Annotated in this window: 16 protein-coding genes; 11 read left to right on the top strand and 5 right to left on the bottom strand. The window is 55.2% G+C overall.

Features of this window, described 5'->3' with window-relative positions:
- Positions 1–48: 48 nt before the first annotated feature.
- From LBW87_RS09330 to LBW87_RS09280, 11 genes are all read left to right on the top strand, one after another.
- Positions 49–1,317: an oligosaccharide flippase family protein gene (locus LBW87_RS09330; RefSeq protein WP_225201170.1), complete on the top strand. Its 1,269-nt coding sequence runs from the start codon at positions 49–51 to the stop codon at positions 1,315–1,317.
- Positions 1,314–2,255: a GNAT family N-acetyltransferase gene (locus LBW87_RS09325; RefSeq protein WP_225201169.1), complete on the top strand. Its 942-nt coding sequence runs from the start codon at positions 1,314–1,316 to the stop codon at positions 2,253–2,255. Before LBW87_RS09330 ends, LBW87_RS09325 begins: the two co-directional genes overlap by 4 nt.
- Positions 2,185–3,021, top strand: coding sequence for a polysaccharide deacetylase family protein (locus LBW87_RS09320; protein ID WP_225201168.1), 837 nt, complete (start codon positions 2,185–2,187; stop codon positions 3,019–3,021). Before LBW87_RS09325 ends, LBW87_RS09320 begins: the two co-directional genes overlap by 71 nt.
- 75 nt (positions 3,022–3,096) lie before the next feature.
- Positions 3,097–4,968, top strand: a complete 1,872-nt coding sequence (gene asnB / locus LBW87_RS09315) for an asparagine synthase (glutamine-hydrolyzing) (protein WP_225201167.1) — start codon at positions 3,097–3,099, stop codon at positions 4,966–4,968.
- Positions 4,965–6,077, top strand: a complete 1,113-nt coding sequence (locus LBW87_RS09310; RefSeq protein WP_225201166.1) for a glycosyltransferase family 4 protein — start codon at positions 4,965–4,967, stop codon at positions 6,075–6,077. Before asnB ends, LBW87_RS09310 begins: the two co-directional genes overlap by 4 nt.
- Positions 6,078–6,134: 57 nt before the next feature.
- Complete coding sequence (locus LBW87_RS09305) at positions 6,135–6,995, top strand: dTDP-4-dehydrorhamnose reductase family protein (protein ID WP_225201165.1); 861 nt, start codon at positions 6,135–6,137, stop codon at positions 6,993–6,995.
- 64 nt (positions 6,996–7,059) lie between these two features.
- Positions 7,060–8,076: a polysaccharide biosynthesis protein gene (locus LBW87_RS09300; RefSeq protein WP_225201164.1), complete on the top strand. Its 1,017-nt coding sequence runs from the start codon at positions 7,060–7,062 to the stop codon at positions 8,074–8,076.
- A complete protein-coding gene (gene wecB, locus LBW87_RS09295; RefSeq protein WP_225201163.1) occupies positions 8,063–9,196 on the top strand; it encodes a non-hydrolyzing UDP-N-acetylglucosamine 2-epimerase in 1,134 nt (377 codons plus the stop codon). The genes LBW87_RS09300 and wecB overlap by 14 nt, the downstream gene beginning before the upstream one ends.
- Before the next feature lie 26 nt (positions 9,197–9,222).
- A complete protein-coding gene (locus tag LBW87_RS09290) occupies positions 9,223–10,452 on the top strand; it encodes a glycosyltransferase family 4 protein (RefSeq protein WP_225201162.1) in 1,230 nt (409 codons plus the stop codon).
- An 87-nt stretch (positions 10,453–10,539) separates the two neighbouring features.
- Positions 10,540–11,100: a sugar transferase gene (locus tag LBW87_RS09285; protein ID WP_225201161.1), complete on the top strand. Its 561-nt coding sequence runs from the start codon at positions 10,540–10,542 to the stop codon at positions 11,098–11,100.
- A gap of 75 nt (positions 11,101–11,175) precedes the next feature.
- Complete coding sequence (locus LBW87_RS09280) at positions 11,176–12,120, top strand: lysylphosphatidylglycerol synthase transmembrane domain-containing protein (RefSeq protein ID WP_225201160.1); 945 nt, start codon at positions 11,176–11,178, stop codon at positions 12,118–12,120.
- Here LBW87_RS09280 and LBW87_RS09275 read toward each other — a convergent pair.
- From LBW87_RS09275 to pseC, 5 genes are read right to left on the bottom strand one after another with little or no spacing between them, the layout of a single operon-like run.
- On the bottom strand, positions 12,117–14,075 hold the full coding sequence (locus tag LBW87_RS09275; RefSeq protein WP_225201159.1) for a hypothetical protein: 1,959 nt from the start codon (positions 14,073–14,075) through the stop codon (positions 12,117–12,119). The two genes, LBW87_RS09280 and LBW87_RS09275, sit on opposite strands and share 4 nt — an antisense overlap.
- 3 nt (positions 14,076–14,078) lie before the next feature.
- Entirely contained in the window at positions 14,079–14,675 is a 597-nt protein-coding gene (locus LBW87_RS09270; protein WP_225201158.1) for a DUF2304 family protein, read from the bottom strand.
- A complete protein-coding gene (locus tag LBW87_RS09265; protein ID WP_225201157.1) occupies positions 14,672–15,379 on the bottom strand; it encodes a glycosyltransferase family 2 protein in 708 nt (235 codons plus the stop codon). Before LBW87_RS09265 ends, LBW87_RS09270 begins: the two co-directional genes overlap by 4 nt.
- Before the next feature lie 32 nt (positions 15,380–15,411).
- Positions 15,412–15,873, bottom strand: a complete 462-nt coding sequence (locus LBW87_RS09260; RefSeq protein WP_225201156.1) for a GNAT family N-acetyltransferase — start codon at positions 15,871–15,873, stop codon at positions 15,412–15,414.
- Between the two features lie 4 nt (positions 15,874–15,877).
- Positions 15,878–17,065, bottom strand: a complete 1,188-nt coding sequence (pseC, locus tag LBW87_RS09255) for a UDP-4-amino-4,6-dideoxy-N-acetyl-beta-L-altrosamine transaminase (protein ID WP_225201155.1) — start codon at positions 17,063–17,065, stop codon at positions 15,878–15,880.
- Between the last annotated feature and the right edge of the window lie 51 nt (positions 17,066–17,116).

Genomic DNA, 17,116 nt, shown 5'->3' with positions numbered 1-17,116 from the left:
ATCCGTTTGAATCTGTCGTCCTGTACTTGAGAACAAAAGAAAACCTTTATGCGTTTACAGGCATTGATCGTTTTTAGCTCTGCCGTGATGCAACGGTTGTCTGTTTTGGTCATGACAATCCTGGCTGCGCGCATTATTGGCGCCTCCGAGCTAGGCAAATTTGCGATTATTTACGCTACCTGCGTCAACTTGACTGGGTTCATCGGAGACGGCTTGGCCGCGACCGTAAATCGTGAAGTACCTCTGGCAGGACAACGGTCCGTCAATGCGCAATATGAGATGGCGAGCATGCTGATGTCGTTTTGCGTGGTACTGGCATTGGTACTGAGTTTGCTGACCGCTGTCTTCGCGCCGCTGCTTAGCCAGGTCATCAGCGGCAACGCCGATTTGACTTCGTACGTCCGGATTTCCAGCGTGATGACTTTGTGCCTTCTGCCCAATACTGTCGCCAACGCATTGCTTAATTCCTTCGACAAGAACCTGCCCGCGGCCATTGTTGCGTCTATCGGCGCCGTCGTTTCGGTTAGCCTTGGCCTTGCGGGAGCTATGCGCGCCGGGTCATTCGGCATGTGCCTGGGTTTTGCCGTCGGTATGGTGTTGCTCAGTGTGGCTTACGCCATCCTGCTGAAGCGGTATTTTCCCGGGCTCAATTTGGGCTTGCCCGAGCTTCGCAACTATTTTCGTTCCGGCGTTTTCCGTGCATTTACGTTCCCGACCATGGCGGCCATGGCTCTGGGCGGTCCCGTGCATTGGCTATGTCTGAGCTTTTTGGGTTCTTCCGCTGCCGGGGTCCGCGAAATTGCAATTTTCAGTGCACTCTTCCAGTGGTATTCCATTCTCACGTTCATCCCTGGCGCGCTGATGAACTTCACCATCCCCTGGCTAGCCCGCGCCAAGGTTGTGGGCGAAGCCGAGTTCCGACAGCGCGCCTTGCGTATTGTGTTGTTGATGTCCGGCACGGTAGGTGTGCTACTGGCCCTGGTGGTGCTGTTTGAACCTTATATTCTGGCGCTGTACGGGCCAGATTTTGCGCGGGAAAGCGGCGTACTTGTCTTGTTGGCCGTGTGCGGATTTCTAGCGGCGCTTATTGCGGTCATGAACCAGATTTCATGGGCGGCCGGGAAGACCTGGAGTAACCTCATGGCTGCATCAACCTATGGGGTGGCCTATATCGTCAGCGCCTTCGTGTTCATCAGGGTGCTGCATTTCGGTGCCAGCGGACTAGGGTGGAGCATCCTGATTGCGAGTCTCATCCAAGGCTCGTTGCAGGCGAGGTTTTCCTTTACCAATAAACCTAGAACAATAGGAGACACATGAGCGATTACAACCTGATTCGTCTGGATTCGAGCAATTTCGCCGATCTGCTTGGGCTGATGGAGGTCGTTAATGGCAGTACGCCTGACGGTCACCAACTCAGGAAAAAATACGATACCCGCGCATTCGGGGCGGAGAACCTCGGTTACCTCGCCTACAAGCAGGGTGAGAAGATTGCAGCTGCATACTACGGCGTGTTTCCGATGCGGGTGATGCTCGCTGGCAAAGAGGTACTGGCTGCGCAATCCGGCGACACCATGACGCATCCTGATCATCGCGGCAAAGGCTTGTTTATCGCGTTGGCTCGCAAGACCTATGCACTAGCTGCCGAGGAAGGTGTCAAATTTGTCTTCGGATTCCCGAATAGCAACTCCTATCCCGGGTTTGTCAAAAAACTGGCATGGCAGCATCCCTATAACATGGTCGCGGTCAATATCGTCGTCCCGACCCTGCCGGTCAATCTGCTGGCCAAGCGACTGCCTGTATTGGCGCGCCTGCAGAAGAAGTGGCTGACTACCTTGCTGGACATGTTCTTCGTGAAGGCTGGCGAGCTACCGTTGCCGTGTTCGTCGGTGACCGGCAGCGGTAGCGCTGGCGTGGTCAGGGATCGCGCCTTCTGGGACTATAAACGTGACTGTTGTGAAGCCTATCAGGTCGGACAGACCATCCTCTTCCTGAAGTACGACGGTGACATCAGTATCGGCGATGCCGTTGCCGCTAACGGTGAAATCGGTCCGGCGATCAGCAAGCTCAGGTTTGTCGCAGCACTGGCTGGAATCTTGCGCATCAAGACTTACTGCTCGCCAGGCTCGCAACTGGCCCGCAATCTGGGCAGCAAGGGGCATACGCGAGAAAGCCTGGCCTATGGTTATGTTGCGTTTGAAGAAGGAATGCCCTTGGAACAGCTTCAATTTACCTACGCTGATTATGATACTTTCTAGAAAATTTCTGCGGCGTACTTTTTTGAATGCTGTCGGGCCATTCAAGCAGATCTCGCCTTCCGTGCATATCCTCAACGGGCATGTGATCGGTATGGATCCCGGACACGGGAAAGCCAGTTTTCGCCGCATGTTACGCACGCTCAGCCGCAGTGCAAAATTGGTACGTATCGAAGACGCCTGCGATATGGTCCGAAATCGCAAGCAGGTGTCTGAGCCGATGATTGCATTTACGTTTGACGACGGCTTCATCGACTGTTATGCCGATATTGCTCCCGTGCTGGAAGAATTCGGGACCAATGCACTCTTCTTCATTAATCCGAACTTCACCAATGGTGATCAGGCTTATGTGGAAAACTTCCTGAAGTCCAATGTTCCCGAGATTCCCGGCAGGCCGCCGATGACTGCGGCTATGGTCCGGGAGCTGGCAGGACGGGGGTTTGTCATCGGAGCGCATACGATGGATCACATGCGACTGACTTCTGAGGATCCGGCTTTTCTGCAGCATCAGGTGGTCGACTGCAAAGCGGCCGTCGAGGTGATTTCCGGTATGCCCTGCGATCACTTCGCCTGGACCTATGGGCGCTTTTCCGACATTTCGGATAGGGCTATTCAGGTAGCCGCGGATCACTACCAGTATGTGTTCAGTGGCGATCGTTACGCAAGCTATACCAGCATCGATGGCAAGGTGCTCAATAGACGCCACTTTGAGTGCGATTGGCCGGCCTCTCATGTGAAGTACTTCCTGTCGGTCAAGCGCCATCACTGAGAGTTCATCGGCATTGTTCTGGCCGCATCGGGGCTGGCGCGAACAGAGTACTCATTTTAATTTTCTGGGACGTATATGTGCGGCATAGCAGGATCTGTATTTTGGTCGGGGGGGCGTGAACAGGGCGCGCAGCTCAATGCCGCGCTTGATGCCATCGAAGCACGTGGCCCTGATGGACGCGGTATCTGGCAGGATGACTTGTGCCACCTTGGCCACCTTCGTCTGGCCATCATCGATCTGTCCGATCGCGCCGCGCAACCGATGCCGTCCAACGAAGGGCGCCATGTCATCATCTTCAACGGCGAGATCTACAACTTCGAGCAGATACGCGAGGAAATTGGCAGTACGTATGCTTGGCGCAGCCATTCAGACACCGAAGTGATCCTGGCCGCCTACTTGCGCTGGGGGCCTGAATGTCTGCAAAAGTTCAGAGGCATGTTTGCGTTCGCCATCTGGGACAGGGTCGACCAAAGTTTGTTTGTGGCGCGTGACCGCATGGGTGTGAAGCCCTTGTATTTTCATGCCAGTGAGAATTGCTTCGCCTTTGCCTCGCGGCCGCGTGCAATCTTCAAACTGTTGCCAGACTTGTCACGTCAATTTGACCAGCAGGCGCTGCGCCTTTATCTGGAATCCGGCTACATTCCCGCACCTTATGCTTGTCATGAGGCGATCCGCAAGCTGGAGCCCGGGCATTATCTGCGTATCAGCGCGAACCACTTCGAAAAGGTTTGCTACTGGTCGCTAGACAAGATTGGTACTGACAGCACCAAGGAACACAAGAGCGAAAGCGAACTGCTCGATGAGCTGGATAAACTGATCGATGAATCCGTGCAGCTACGCATGGTCAGCAATGTTCCCGTAGGAGCCTTTTTGTCAGGGGGCATCGACAGTTCTCTGGTCGTGGCCTATATGAAGAAGCACGCGACTGGACCGGTCAAGACGTTTACGATCGGCTTCGATGACCACGAGTTCGATGAAAGCCAGCATGCGCAAGCTGTCGCCGATCACCTGGCAACCGATCACGTGCGAGAGCATTTATCAGCCCAGGATTTGCTGGCGTTGATGCCCACTTATCTCGAAGAATACGATGAGCCGTTTTTCGACTATTCGGCCTTTCCCGTGATGGCTGTCTCACGCTTGGCACGACGGCATGTCACTGTGAGCTTGTCCGGTGACGGCGGCGACGAGGCATTTGGCGGTTATCACTATTACAAGCTGGCCCAGGATCTGAGCCAGTTGCAGCGCCTGCCGCGTGTTCTCAGATCCGTGCTTTCTGGCGTGTTGAAGCGCTTGCCCAATCACAAGCTCAAATTGCTGGCGGGGGCGCTCAGTTCAGAAGGCAATCCACAGACTTTCGCTTTCGTGCGCAGCGTGATCAAGGATTTCAAGCAGGTGATGAGCCCGGAAATGGTGTCCCGGACGCGGTCGCTGGAAGATCTCTTTGCCACGCGCGCGGCTGCATTTGCAAGCGACCTGTCGCCCGCGGAAGCTGCCATGCGTCTGGATCTGTCCTATACGCTGCCTGACGACTACCTGCAAAAGGTGGATGTGGGCAGCATGGCTTTTTCGCTGGAAGCCCGCGAACCGCTGCTGGATCATCCGATTCTGGAATGGGCTGCCAGCCTTCCCTTGAAATGGAAAGTGCGTAGTGGCATCAACAAGTATCTTCTGCGTGAACTGGCCTACCGGTATGTGCCACGGGAAATCCTTGACCGCCCGAAGATGGGATTCGGCGTACCGATGGCAGCATGGCTGCGTTCCGAACTCAGGGAGTGGGCCGAAAATCTGCTGGCAGAGCGTGAATTGATGCGCAAGGTTGGCCTGGATTACGCTCAGGTAATGCAGGTGTGGCAAGACCATCAGGACGGGCGTCGCGACGCGCAAAGTTGTTTGTGGTCGATCCTGGTGTTGTTGCAGTTTGTCAAGAAATTCGAGGCAGCAGAATGAAGATTGTCATCAATGCCCTGTCCGCTCGTATTGGCGGTGGTCAGACTTATCTACGCCAGTTGCTGAGTCGAATTCCCGACGTTCCGGATTTGCAGATTCTGATTTTTGCTTCGGACTCGCTTGACATCAACGACCACCCGAACATCAAGCTGCTTAAGACGAATTTCCCGACGGAAAATCCGTTGATGCGCACCTTTTGGGAAAAATACATCCTGCCGCGCAGACTGCGCGAAATAAATCCCGACGTATTCTTTTGTCCGGGTGGCGTGGTTGCGACCAAGGCACCACCTGGATGCCGGGTAGTGACGATGTTCCGCAACATGGTGCCGTTTGATGAAGTCGTCAAGAAGCAGATGCCCTACGGCTTACAGCGGATTCGGGTCAATTTGCTTGAAGGCGTCATGTTGCGAAGCATGGCCGGTGCCGATCTGGTCATTTTCATCTCGGAGTTTGCACGGCAGGTGATTGAATCGAGAATAACTGTCAAGAAGGCAATGACCATTCCACACGGGATCTCGGCGCACTTCAGGCAACACGATGCGGCGGTGTCCGTGGCGCACATTGTGCCGGCCAAGCCCTATATCCTGTATGTGTCACGGTTTGAATCCTATAAACACCACCAGGAGGTGGTTGAGGCCTATCTGAAGCTGCCTGCTGCAATCCAGGCTGCGTATGATCTGGTTCTGGTCGGTGAGAACGATAATCCGTTCGGCGATGTTGTCAGGAATCTGATCAAGAATAAAGCTGCTACACACAAAGTGCACATGCTGGGTGGCGTAAAATACTCGACTTTGCCAAATGTTTATCGACAGGCACAATTGATCGTGTTTGCGTCGTCTTGCGAGAACTGCCCTAACATTTTGCTGGAGGCCTTATCGGCAGGACGACCGATCATTTGTTCGTCGGTGATGCCTATGCCAGAGTTCGGTGGCGATGCGGTGGCCTATTTCAATCCGGTCGATAGCGATGACATTAGTCAAAAAATGGCGCTGCTTTTGTCGAATCCCCAATTGGCTGATCAATACGCCGAACGGGCGACCGTGCAGGGGCTTAAATATAATTGGGATATCACGGCCAGAGACACCTGGACGGCCATTCTGGCCCTTTAGGATGCGGGCTCCCGGGTTAGCTGTATCTGTAATATTCAATAACAAGAGGTTTTTATTTTGACCAAGATTGTGGTACTCGGCGCCTCGGGCATGCTGGGCAATGCAATGTTTCGATTATTGTCCGCGGCGCCCGGCTTGGAGGTCATCGGCGCAGTGCGAGCCTCTGGCAGCCAGGGTGGGTTTCCGGAGCAACTGCGCGCCAACCTGATTGCCGGCATCGATGTGGAAAATATCGACAGTCTGACGCGGCTCCTGGCGTCGGCGCGACCTGACGTCGTGGTCAATTGCGTTGGGCTGGTCAAGCAACTGGCCGATGCAGATGATCCACTTGCGGCGATTCCTATCAATTCGCTGTTGCCCCATCGACTGGCGCGACTGTGTGAAGTGGCAGGCGCTCGCCTGGTCCACATCAGTACCGATTGTGTCTTTGCTGGCACACGCGGTAACTATCTGGAAACCGATTTTGCTGACGCCGGCGATTTATACGGACGCAGTAAATACCTGGGCGAATTGCATAACGCGAGCAATGCAATTACCTTGCGCACGTCTATCATCGGGCGCGAATTGCGCAGCGCGCATGGACTGGTGGACTGGTTCTTGGCGCAACAAGGTGAAGTCAAGGGGTTCACGCGGGCCATCTTTTCGGGTCTCCCGACGGTCGAGCTGGCAGAGATCGTCAGAGACCACATTATTCCCCGGCCCGACCTGCACGGCCTTTATCACGTGTCGGCAGCGCCCATTTCGAAGCACGACCTGTTGACCCTGATTGCGACCGAATACGGCAAAGATATTTCTATCGTGCCCGATGCTGAACTGGTGCTCGACCGGTCTCTGGTCTCGGCCAAATTCAATGCTGCAACCGGCTATGTTGCAGCAGGCTGGCCGAGCTTGATCGGCAAGATGCACAGTTTCGGTTAATCATCATTGGCGTGATCAGGCAAGACCCTTAAAAATCAATCGGTATAAGAGTGGAGTTAAAGATATGTTCAAAGGAAAGAAGCTGCTGATCACAGGTGGCACGGGCTCATTTGGCAACGCAGTGCTGCAGCGTTTTCTGAAGTCCGACCTTGACGAAATCCGAATTTTCAGTCGCGACGAAAAGAAGCAGGAAGACATGCGCATCGCCTTGAAAAGTGACAAGGTGAAGTTCTATATTGGCGATGTGCGTGAATATTCGAGCGTGCGCGAAGCGCTGCGTGGCGTCAATTATGTATTTCACGCGGCTGCGCTCAAGCAGGTCCCGTCCTGCGAGTTTTATCCGATGGAAGCGGTTCGTACCAATGTGCTAGGTGCTGAAAATGTCATTCAGGCAGCCATTGAAAACGAAGTGGAACGTTGCGTTGTCCTGAGTACCGACAAGGCCGTGTATCCCATCAATGCCATGGGAATCTCGAAGGCCATGATGGAAAAGGTCATGGTAGCCAAATCTCGCTTATGCGATTCGTCCAAGACCGTCCTGTCGGCGACCCGTTATGGCAACGTCATGGCCTCGCGTGGTTCAGTGATCCCTCTTTTTCTCAGTCAACTCGCCGCTGGCAAGTCGCTCACGCTGACGGACCCCAGCATGACGCGCTTTCTGATGTCGCTGGAAGAATCTGTCGATCTGGTTCTGTATGCTTTCGAGCATGCGCGCCCTGGCGATATCTTCGTACAGAAAGCACCTGCGTCGACCGTAGGTGATCTGGCGCAGGCGCTCAATGAGCTGCTGGGACGTGAAAACCTGGTCAAGATCATTGGTACTCGCCATGGCGAAAAGCTTTATGAATCGCTGGTGTCGCGCGAAGAAATGGCGCGCGCCGACGATCTCGGCGATTACTACCGTATTCCTGCGGATTCTCGCGACCTGAACTACGACAAGTATTTTATCGAGGGGCAGACCGAGATCGCCGACATCGACGACTATACGTCGCATAACACCAGGCGCTTGACGGTCGAAGAGGTGAAGCAGATCGTGATGAAGCTCGATATCGTCAGGGATGCCGTCAATGCCCAAGCTTAAAGTCATGACGATCGTCGGGACGCGTCCCGAAGTCATTCGCCTCTCGCGCGTGATCGAAAAACTCGACAAGCATTGCGAGCATGTTTTGGTACACACAGGGCAAAACTACGATTATTCGCTCAATCAGGTCTTTTTTGACGATCTCGGTATCCGCAAGCCGGACGTCTTCATGGAAGCCGCAGGCGGTACCCCAGCAGAGACCATCGGCAAGGTAATTGTCGCGACTGACAAACTGATCGATCAGTTCGGCCCGGAAGCAATCCTGATTCTCGGGGACACCAACAGCGCATTGGGTGCAATTGCAGCCAAGCGTCGTAAGGTGCCGATTTTCCACATGGAGGCAGGTAACCGATCCTTCGATTTCCGTGTCCCTGAAGAAATCAACCGGCGCATCGTTGACCACACCGCCGACATCAATCTGCCCTACAGCACCATTGCACGCGACTATCTGTTGCGCGAGGGATTGCCGCCAGATCGCGTGATCAAGACCGGCAGTCCGATGCGTGAAGTGCTGGAGCACTACAAGGCCGGCATTGACGGCTCTGACGTGCTTACGCGCCTGGGTCTGGAGCATTCGCGCTTTTTCGTGGTCAGTTCGCACCGAGAAGAGAACGTCGATTCTCCCAAGAACCTCGCCAAGCTGACCCAGGTGCTCAACCGTGTAGCCGAAGAGTACGGTGAGCCGGTAATCGTATCGACCCATCCTCGCACCCAGAAGCGTATCGATGAAGCGGGGCTGTCGTTTCATGCCAATGTACGGTTGCTCAAGCCGCTCGGTTTCAACGACTATGTGAAGCTGCAGACGTGCGCCCGTGCCGTGCTATCCGACAGCGGCACCATCACTGAGGAATCGTCGATCCTGAATTTTCCTGCGGTCAATATCCGCGAGGCGCACGAGCGTCCCGAAGGTTTTGAAGAAGCAGCGGTGATGATGACAGGCCTTGAAGTGGACCGGGTGCTGCAGGCGTTGACCATTCTTCAGGATCAACCGCGTGGCGAGTCCCGTGCATTGAAGATGGTCGACGACTACGCTGTGGACAATGTTTCCGACAAGGTGCTGCGCATCATCCTCAGTTACACCGACTACGTGAATCGGGTGGTGTGGCGGCGTGATTGCTGACCGGCGCATTGGGGGGAGCTGATAAATTGAAGATATTGATCGTCACGCAACACTTCTGGCCGGAGAACTTCCGTATTAATGACCTCGCAGAACACTTTGCGAAGTCGGGTCATGAAGTTACCGTCCTGACGGGATTACCCAACTATCCGGAGGGTAGTCTGTTCCCGGACTACGCCCGCGCACCGAATGATTTCGACGCCTATCAAGGCGTCAAAATCGTCCGTATTCCCCATGTGCTGCGTGGTAAAAGCAGGTTGCGTCTGATGGCCAATTACTTGTCTTATTTTGTCAGCGCTTCTTTATTGGGTGCTTGGAAACTGCGCGGCCAGCGCTACGATGCCATTTTCGTGTTTGCCGTGTCGCCAATCACCGTGGCGATACCTGCCATTGTCCTCGGTAAGCTCAAGCGCACACCGGTTTATACCTGGGTGCAGGACCTTTGGCCGGAGACCCTGTCCGCCATCGGCGTGGTCCGCTCGCCCCGGATACTGGCTGCCGTCGGCTTCCTTGTGAGCTGGATCTACAAGCATTCAGATCACATCCTGATCCAGTCGCGTTCGTTTGCGGCATCCGTCAGGAAATATTGTGCTGACGCCGACAAGCCGGGCAAGCTGATTTACTTTCCCAATTGGGCCGAGGACGTATTCAGTCAGGGCGCTGCCGTAGCGCAAGATGTCGTCACCCGTCGTGACGACCGGTTTACGATCATGTTTGCCGGCAACATCGGCGAAGCACAAGACTTTCCCGCTGTACTGGAGGCGGCCGCGGCATTACGTGACGATCCGCGCATACGTTGGGTAATTGTTGGCGACGGGCGTGCACGCGACTGGGTCGCTGCAGAAGTCGCGCGGCGAGGTCTGGGCAACTGTGTTCAGTTAGTGGGGCGTTTTCCGGTAGCAACGATGCCAGCCTTTTTCGACTGTGCTGATGCGATGCTGGTGGCATTGCAAGATGATGAGGTTTTTGCACGTACCATTCCGGGCAAGGTACAGTCCTACCTGGCCGCGGCCAAGCCGATTGTCGGTATGATCAACGGTGAAGCCCGCAATGTCATCAATGAATCGGGCGGTGGTCTGGCCTGTGCCGCGAGCTCATCGGTGGAACTGGCTGACATCGTGAGAAGCATGGCGGCAATGCCTCCCGAGTCGCTGCAGGAAATGGGCCGCAAGGGCCGGGCATACTATGAAAACAATTTTTCCCGACAGACATTGTTTGGCCAGCTCGAAAGCCACTTCGCCCACGCAATGCGACGCTGATCGCTGACCGGCGTATTGTCCTTCCTTCCTGATCGAAAAATTCCGTCAGCCTGTGCTGTCGGAATCGATATTTACCTGATGCGTGTTATGAAAAGAGCATTCGATTTTGTCCTGGCTTGCATTGCAGCCCTCTGTTTGCTGATCCCAGGTATCGTGGTCGCCCTGATGGTCAAACTGACTTCGCCTGGCCCGATCATTTACTGGTCCGATCGGGTGGGCCGAGAAAACCGTATTTTCCGGATGCCCAAATTTCGTACCATGCGTATCGACACGCCGGCGGTTGCTACCCATCTGTTGCAGAATGCAGCCAGCTTTTTGACGCCGATCGGCTCTTTTCTGCGAAAGTCGAGCCTGGACGAACTGCCGCAGCTCTGGAGCATTCTGAACGGGGACATGAGTTTTGTCGGGCCCCGACCGGCACTTTATAATCAGACCGACCTGATCGAACTGCGCACGCGGTGCGGCGTCGATGCGCTCACGCCCGGCCTCACAGGCTGGGCACAAATCAACGGCCGCGATGAATTGCCGATCCCCGAAAAGGTCGAGCTTGATCTTCAATACCTGCGCCACCGTTCTTTTTTCTGGGACATCAAGATTATTGTCCTGACCTTCATAAAAGTGCTGCGCAAGGATGGTGTGTCCCACTGAATTTTTGCATGCCTGAGTGCCTCGGGTATGCATTTCATTCCGACCGCTTGAGTACGATTCCCGCTGAATATGTTAATGAAAAACGGTTTACGAATTGCAGGTATCGTTTGTACGATCCTGTTCGTCGGTTTTGCCTTTTCACAGGTGAACTGGCGTACCTTTTTTCTGGCGCTTGCATCGCTGCGTTATCCCTGGGTTGCCGCGGGTGCACTATGCTTACTTGGGTCAATGTATTTTCGTTCCATACGCTGGTTTTTAGTCACAGGGTTGCCGCGTTCCGACGTCCAGAAGGTGTGGCGGGCGTCGTGCGCCGGGTTTCTCGGCATCATCTATCCCGCACGCGCAGGGGAGGTGCTCAGAATGCTTCGCCTGAACCAATTGACTGGGATGGGCGGCGGACTGGCGATTGCTAGCGCCATTGCGGACCGCATTCTGGATGGCCTTGGCCTGGGGGCCTTGTTGCTGGTGCTTATCATGTTTCGCCATGGCGCTTCTGAAATCCCCAGCGGATTGTTGTTCATCGCATGGTTATTCATTGCCGCTGGTATCTTCATGGTCGCGTTCGTGGTCGGCGGGCACGGTCTGGAGCGGCTGTTTCAGCGCCTGAAGAATCTTGGCAAGAGCGGGCAGCGACTGTTCGTGTGGTATCAGGGATCATTGGCGGGGTTGCAGGCGCTGCGCTCACCGCGTCGAATTGCCTTGATTCTGACTTGCCAGGGCCTTGTATGCCTGTTCGACATTGCGGTCTGCTGGAGCCTGTTTCAGGCATTTGGCTGGCCATTGCATTTCATGGCTACGGTAGCGATGCTGGTATATCTGACTGCCGCGCTGGCGCTACCCTCTACACCTGGTTATGTAGGTATTTATCAAACTGCAGCAATTTTTGCGCTGGCGCCTTTCAACATCGGTAGTTCTGAAGCGGCGGCGTATGGCAGTTTGCTGCAGCTGCTGACCCTTATTTTGTTCATCGGCAGCGGACTATGGGCGATGTGGGTACAGAGGGCCGCACTGGCCCCCTAGGATTTCGGTTCCAGTTTTACCAATTCCCAGGCACCTGGTGCTACTTCGCGCGTTCCCCAGAATTGAGTGCTGGGCGCGTTGTGGAAAGTTATCTTGAATGCGCTGCCGTAGCTGGTGCCATAAAATGCACCCTTCGGATAGAGCTCTTCGATGCTGACCCAGGGCGGCGGTGTCTTGATCAGCGCTGTCCAGCGCTGAGTACTGTCCATGTAGATGTATTCGAAGCCATGTTCATACAGCATGCGCCACAGTTTTTCCGGATTGCCCTCGTGCCACTTCTCAGTGGAATTTTCAAGATCGTTATTGGATGTCTGGATCAGGTCAGGACGCAGCCAGAAGCGGAAGTACGAGGCAAGGAATACCCGGGCACCAGGTGCTGCGACCCGATTGATGCTCTCAAATCCTTCGCGGAACAGTACCTCATTGATGTTGAGTGATTTTCCGCGCTCTTCATCCGATTGCTTCGTGAATAGATACTTGTAGGCCGTAGGAACCGGGAAAATAGTGGGCGACCAGACGTTGTAGGCAATCGCGACGCAGACCACCACACTTGCCGCGACCAGATTGTCGGCCAACCAGCACTCGCGCCCCAGGCGTTCTGCCGCCCATGCGGCAGGAATGGTGAGCATCAGCAACGTGGCAAAGTAGTAGCGCGGGATCGGTACGGCAGGTAGTGCAATCACCCACAGGATCAGGCCAGCGACGGCCGCCAGCGATAGCACCACAATCTTTTCCCTTATAGGCGCGGGCCCGCGAGGCAGCAAAATTAGCAGCGGCAAAAATGCAAGCAACAGCGGCGAAATATTTCCCAGTTGTCCCCAGTAGCGGCCGAAGGTTAGTACAAGCGGATACAGCAGAACAATGCGTTTTGTTGTCTCTGGCGAGAAATAGTTGAAAGAAACGCTTGCGCCGCTAAACGAACCCAGCACCACCATGTTCTTGATGAAGTGAGGAATGAACGCCAACGCGGTGAATAAACCGAACCAAAATAAATGCAGGACCAGTTGTTGCAGCAGTCGGCGCCTGACTGGTTTGTTGTTCCATGCTGATTTCAATTCGACCAGCGGACGATAAAAAAGCACTATCAGCACACCGGGAAAAAACGCGACGGCGTAGCTCAGTTTTGCAATCAGTGCGATCCCGGTAAACAAGCCGGTCAGCTTCACGGTACTTGCGCGCTTCGGGTCATCCCAGCTTTGAAGCGCAAAAAGCAACGCACACAAACCGTATGCTGCAGCAAAAAAATCCGTTTTGCCTTCCAACAGAATGATTGCCGCAGATGAGGTGCTCAGCATTGCCAGGCAAAGCAACTGCGCGCGCCGCCCGAGGCCGACGTTGCGGGCCATGGCGACCAATACCGCGGCGCCGGCCAACATGGTCAGCCACAGATACAATTTCGGTGAGGCGCCTGGCATGCCCAGCAGATAAAGCGCTGCCAGCTGGATCTCGGCAGTCAACCCGACGCTCATAAAGGTCTCATAGCCAGGTAACTGCATCAAGCGATGCGAGGCCCCGATGATTTTGGGCAGCGTCAGGTAGAACGCCAGGGCGTCGCCTTCAATGATTCCGGAGACTGCAGCTCCAAACGCCCCCAGCAATGCCAGCGTGACCAGCGTGGCCAGTTTCCACCGCAGGGGAACGCGCCACATTGAGATCAGGTGTATCCGCCAGTTGGCAATGTCGGTGTTAAGCAGCGGCCGGAGCTGCCACAATCCGAATAGCGCAAACGGAGTGGTCAGCGTCAGCACGACCGGGCGTGTGAACACCTGAGCCATGGCGGGGAACAGTAATATCCCGCCGAACGCACCCTGGCCCAACAGCATGCAGGTGGCCAGATGGGGCGCGCCGAACGACTGCTTGCGGTCCGGAAAGAACCGAAAGATCGCGGCGCCCGCACCGATACAGCTGAAGCTCAGGAAGAATAGGGGAGCGAGAACGGCGAAAAGATGAGGCATGGTTTAGTGCAGGTATTCAGCTTGCAGGGTAGTGAAAAGGAATGTGAGGAATTCCCCGACTTTTCCCTGAGGGGGGAAGTAACCGGTAAAAACGGCGAATACATATACAGTAGCGACGATCCAGACACCCCCGACAAGTTGCCTGATCACTGGTATTGATCGTGTTTGTTGCAGCGGCGCAGCAGGGGCAGGATGTGTTGCAGCGACCACAATGGGGCCACCCACGTCGCGAGGCTCATGTACTTGGCCCGATGCCATCTGGTCCAGACGTTGCTGCATCAGGGCCAATTCCTGGGTGAGCAGCTTCAACTTGACTGTCATCGAGGATATGCGCACATGGTTGTTGACGATCAGCAATGCCAGCCACCCGATAAGCAGCAGCATCAAGCCGGCCTGGACCGAGCCTTTTCCGAAGCGTACGGCGATCTGCGGCAGGGGCCAGTTGGTCAGGCAAAGGATGACCAGAAGGGTCAATGCGACTAGCCAGCCACCGCCGATACGAACGTTGATACGCTCTGCGCGCATCAGTTTTACCACGTAGAAAAACAGTAAAGTGGCCAGAAAGATCTCGGGCCAGTTGGTCTTGAACATCGCGATCATCGCTGATATCTCCGTTTTTTGAGTGCGAGGCCAAGGAAGCCAAGGATCAATCGATAGGGGTAGAGAGCGGCCTTTGACATCGTGAAGAGCGACTCCCCTGCGGCTCGCCCACGCATCTTCACCGGGACTTCCGTGATCTTGAAGCCGGCACGGTACAGCATGCACAGCGCCTCTGCTTCGGGATGTTCGACCGGATAATCAGTTGCGAAGAAAGTAAAGGCGTCGCGATTGAGTGCACGGAAACCGGAAGTGGTGTCGGTAATGCGCAAGCCCGTGGCGAGATATAGAACCCCGCTGGAAAAATACATGCCCATACGGCGGGGAAAAGAGGTCTTGTAATCGACATCGAAGTTTTCCCTGGTGTAGCGCGAGCCAATAACGCAATCGGCTCGCCCACTGCGAAGTGGCGCGAGAACATCGTCAAGCCAGATCGGATTGTGTTGAGCATCGCCGTCAAGTTGAACGACTGCATCATAACCATGGCGTACCGCGTACATGAACCCGGTCTGAACTGCACCGCCAATGCCGAGATTGGCCGGTAGTGACGCCACTGGCGATCCATACGCCGCGGCGACGGCAGCGGTCGTGTCGGTGGAGGCGTCGTTGATGACAAGGGTATCGTAACCAAGGCCTTTGAGTTCGCCCAACAGCGTGGGAAGGCTGTCTTCCTCGTTATGGGCGGGAATGATAATCAGAGTTTTCATTGGGATGAATCCCGCAGGCGGGAAAGGTTTGCTCACCGCTGTTGACGGATGAGCGAGTAGGTTTTCATGTCATTTTGGCAGCTGCTTTCCTTGAATCCTTGTGAAAGGAAAAGGCGTTGGCTGATTGTGTTGTCGTTCTTGACGCTGGCCAGCACGCGCCCATCTGCATGAAGTTTGAAGAAGTAGTCGACTGCGGCGGCGAGCGCGGAGCGTCCCAAGCCTTGTCCGCGCGCTTCGGGGGCCAGAACGATACTGATTTCCCATTCGGGTGGTACCAGCACGTCGAACCTCACCATTGCAAATGTGCCGTACGCGGTTTCAGCGATCAGCAGCGAGCGCTGCGGGTCTTGCAGCGCCCTGGCAAACCAGGCTACATGTGCAGATTCATCCAGCGGTGCGCTGTTACGGGACATTGCTCGCGACTGCTCGTCGTTGCGCCATCGAAAAACGTCAAGGCAATCTTCCTGGCAGGCCGGGCGAATGGTTACCTGCATTGGCTTAGGCGCTGTAATGATTGACCACTTTGGTCACCGCAGCAATGACGTCATGCACGTCCGTGTCGCTCATGCCTGGAAACATTGGCAGGCTGATCATTCGAGAATGGGCGTCTTCCGCGACGGGCCAGTTGCCACGGGTGTAGCCTAGCGACGCATAATGGCTCAGCCACGGGATCGGAATGTAATGAACATTGACGCCGATGTTTTCTGCACGCAGGGCTTCGAAAATTTTATCGCGGGAAGCCGTCAGGCGGCCGGGGGCCAGCCGTATCACATACAAGTGCCATGCTGACGAAACGTCATCACGAACTGTGGGCAGCTGCAATTGGGGCAGCTGCGCGAACGCAGTCTTATAGGTTTGAGCAATCTGTTCACGTCGCTCTAACCAGCGGTCTAGTTTGGATAGCTGGCTCAGGCCAAGTGCGCAATTGATGTCGGGAATGCGATAGTTATAGCCGAGAGTATTGACGTCGTATTGCCAGGACTGGCTCTTGGAGCGTTGGTGTACGTCCAGATCGATGCCGTGGTGGCGGAAGGAGCGCATACGCCGGGACATTGTCTCGTCGGCTGTGAGGATCATGCCGCCCTCGCCGGTCGTTACCTGTTTCACCGGATGGAAACTCAGTGCCGTCAGATCCTGCAGAGTTCCCACCTTGCGTCCCTTGTAACGCCCGCCTAAAGAGTGGGCGGCGTCCGAGATGGTCACCAATCCGTGCTTTTTCGCAATTGCCGAGATTGCGTCATGGTCAGCAGGATGGCCGGCGAAGTCGACGGCGATGATTGCTTTCGTCTTCGAGGTGATCTTGCGTTCGATGTCTTCAGGATCGATGTTGAGGGTATCGGCCGACAAATCGGCAAAGACCGGCTTCGCACCCATGTATAGCACGCAGTTTGCGCTGGCAACGAAAGAGATCGCCGGGACGATCACCTCGTCGTCTGCGCGGATACCGGCAGCCCAGACAGCCGCATGCAACGCAGCGGTGCCGGTGTTGACGGCGACTGCATGCGGCGCAGTGGTATAGGCGGAGATCGCCTCTTCGAATGCTTTGACCATAGGGCCGGTGGTGAGCCAGTCACCGCGCAGCACTTCGTCTACTGCGCGGCGATCATCGTCGTCAATGATCTGCCGTGCATAAGCCAGCATTGTCGCCCGGACAGGCGAGCCCCCTTCAATTGCAATAGTAGCCACTGCTAAATCCTCACCCGAATTTCGACTTATTGTCTCTAAATCGTAGATTAT

Origin of the sequence: Herbaspirillum sp. alder98, from assembly GCF_020179755.1 — a bacterium.
GTDB lineage: Bacteria > Pseudomonadota > Gammaproteobacteria > Burkholderiales > Burkholderiaceae_D > Herbaspirillum.
Note: the sequence above shows the minus strand (reverse complement) of the source record. Positions and strands in the feature narration are given on the sequence as shown.

What these genes read in the sequence shown, in the direction of transcription:
- wecB (WP_225201163.1), top strand. Translation starts at nt 8,063, where the DNA reads ATGCCCAAGCTTAAAGTCATGACGATCGTCGGGACGCGTCCCGAAGTC.
- LBW87_RS09310 (WP_225201166.1), top strand. Translation starts at nt 4,965, where the DNA reads ATGAAGATTGTCATCAATGCCCTGTCCGCTCGTATTGGCGGTGGTCAG.
- LBW87_RS09300 (WP_225201164.1), top strand. Translation starts at nt 7,060, where the DNA reads ATGTTCAAAGGAAAGAAGCTGCTGATCACAGGTGGCACGGGCTCATTT.
- LBW87_RS09285 (WP_225201161.1), top strand. Translation starts at nt 10,540, where the DNA reads ATGAAAAGAGCATTCGATTTTGTCCTGGCTTGCATTGCAGCCCTCTGT.
- LBW87_RS09260 (WP_225201156.1), bottom strand. Translation starts at nt 15,873, where the DNA reads ATGCAGGTAACCATTCGCCCGGCCTGCCAGGAAGATTGCCTTGACGTT.
- LBW87_RS09265 (WP_225201157.1), bottom strand. Translation starts at nt 15,379, where the DNA reads ATGAAAACTCTGATTATCATTCCCGCCCATAACGAGGAAGACAGCCTT.
- asnB (WP_225201167.1), top strand. Translation starts at nt 3,097, where the DNA reads ATGTGCGGCATAGCAGGATCTGTATTTTGGTCGGGGGGGCGTGAACAG.
- LBW87_RS09325 (WP_225201169.1), top strand. Translation starts at nt 1,314, where the DNA reads ATGAGCGATTACAACCTGATTCGTCTGGATTCGAGCAATTTCGCCGAT.
- LBW87_RS09270 (WP_225201158.1), bottom strand. Translation starts at nt 14,675, where the DNA reads ATGATCGCGATGTTCAAGACCAACTGGCCCGAGATCTTTCTGGCCACT.
- LBW87_RS09275 (WP_225201159.1), bottom strand. Translation starts at nt 14,075, where the DNA reads ATGCCTCATCTTTTCGCCGTTCTCGCTCCCCTATTCTTCCTGAGCTTC.
- LBW87_RS09330 (WP_225201170.1), top strand. Translation starts at nt 49, where the DNA reads ATGCGTTTACAGGCATTGATCGTTTTTAGCTCTGCCGTGATGCAACGG.
- LBW87_RS09320 (WP_225201168.1), top strand. Translation starts at nt 2,185, where the DNA reads ATGTTGCGTTTGAAGAAGGAATGCCCTTGGAACAGCTTCAATTTACCT.
- LBW87_RS09280 (WP_225201160.1), top strand. Translation starts at nt 11,176, where the DNA reads ATGAAAAACGGTTTACGAATTGCAGGTATCGTTTGTACGATCCTGTTC.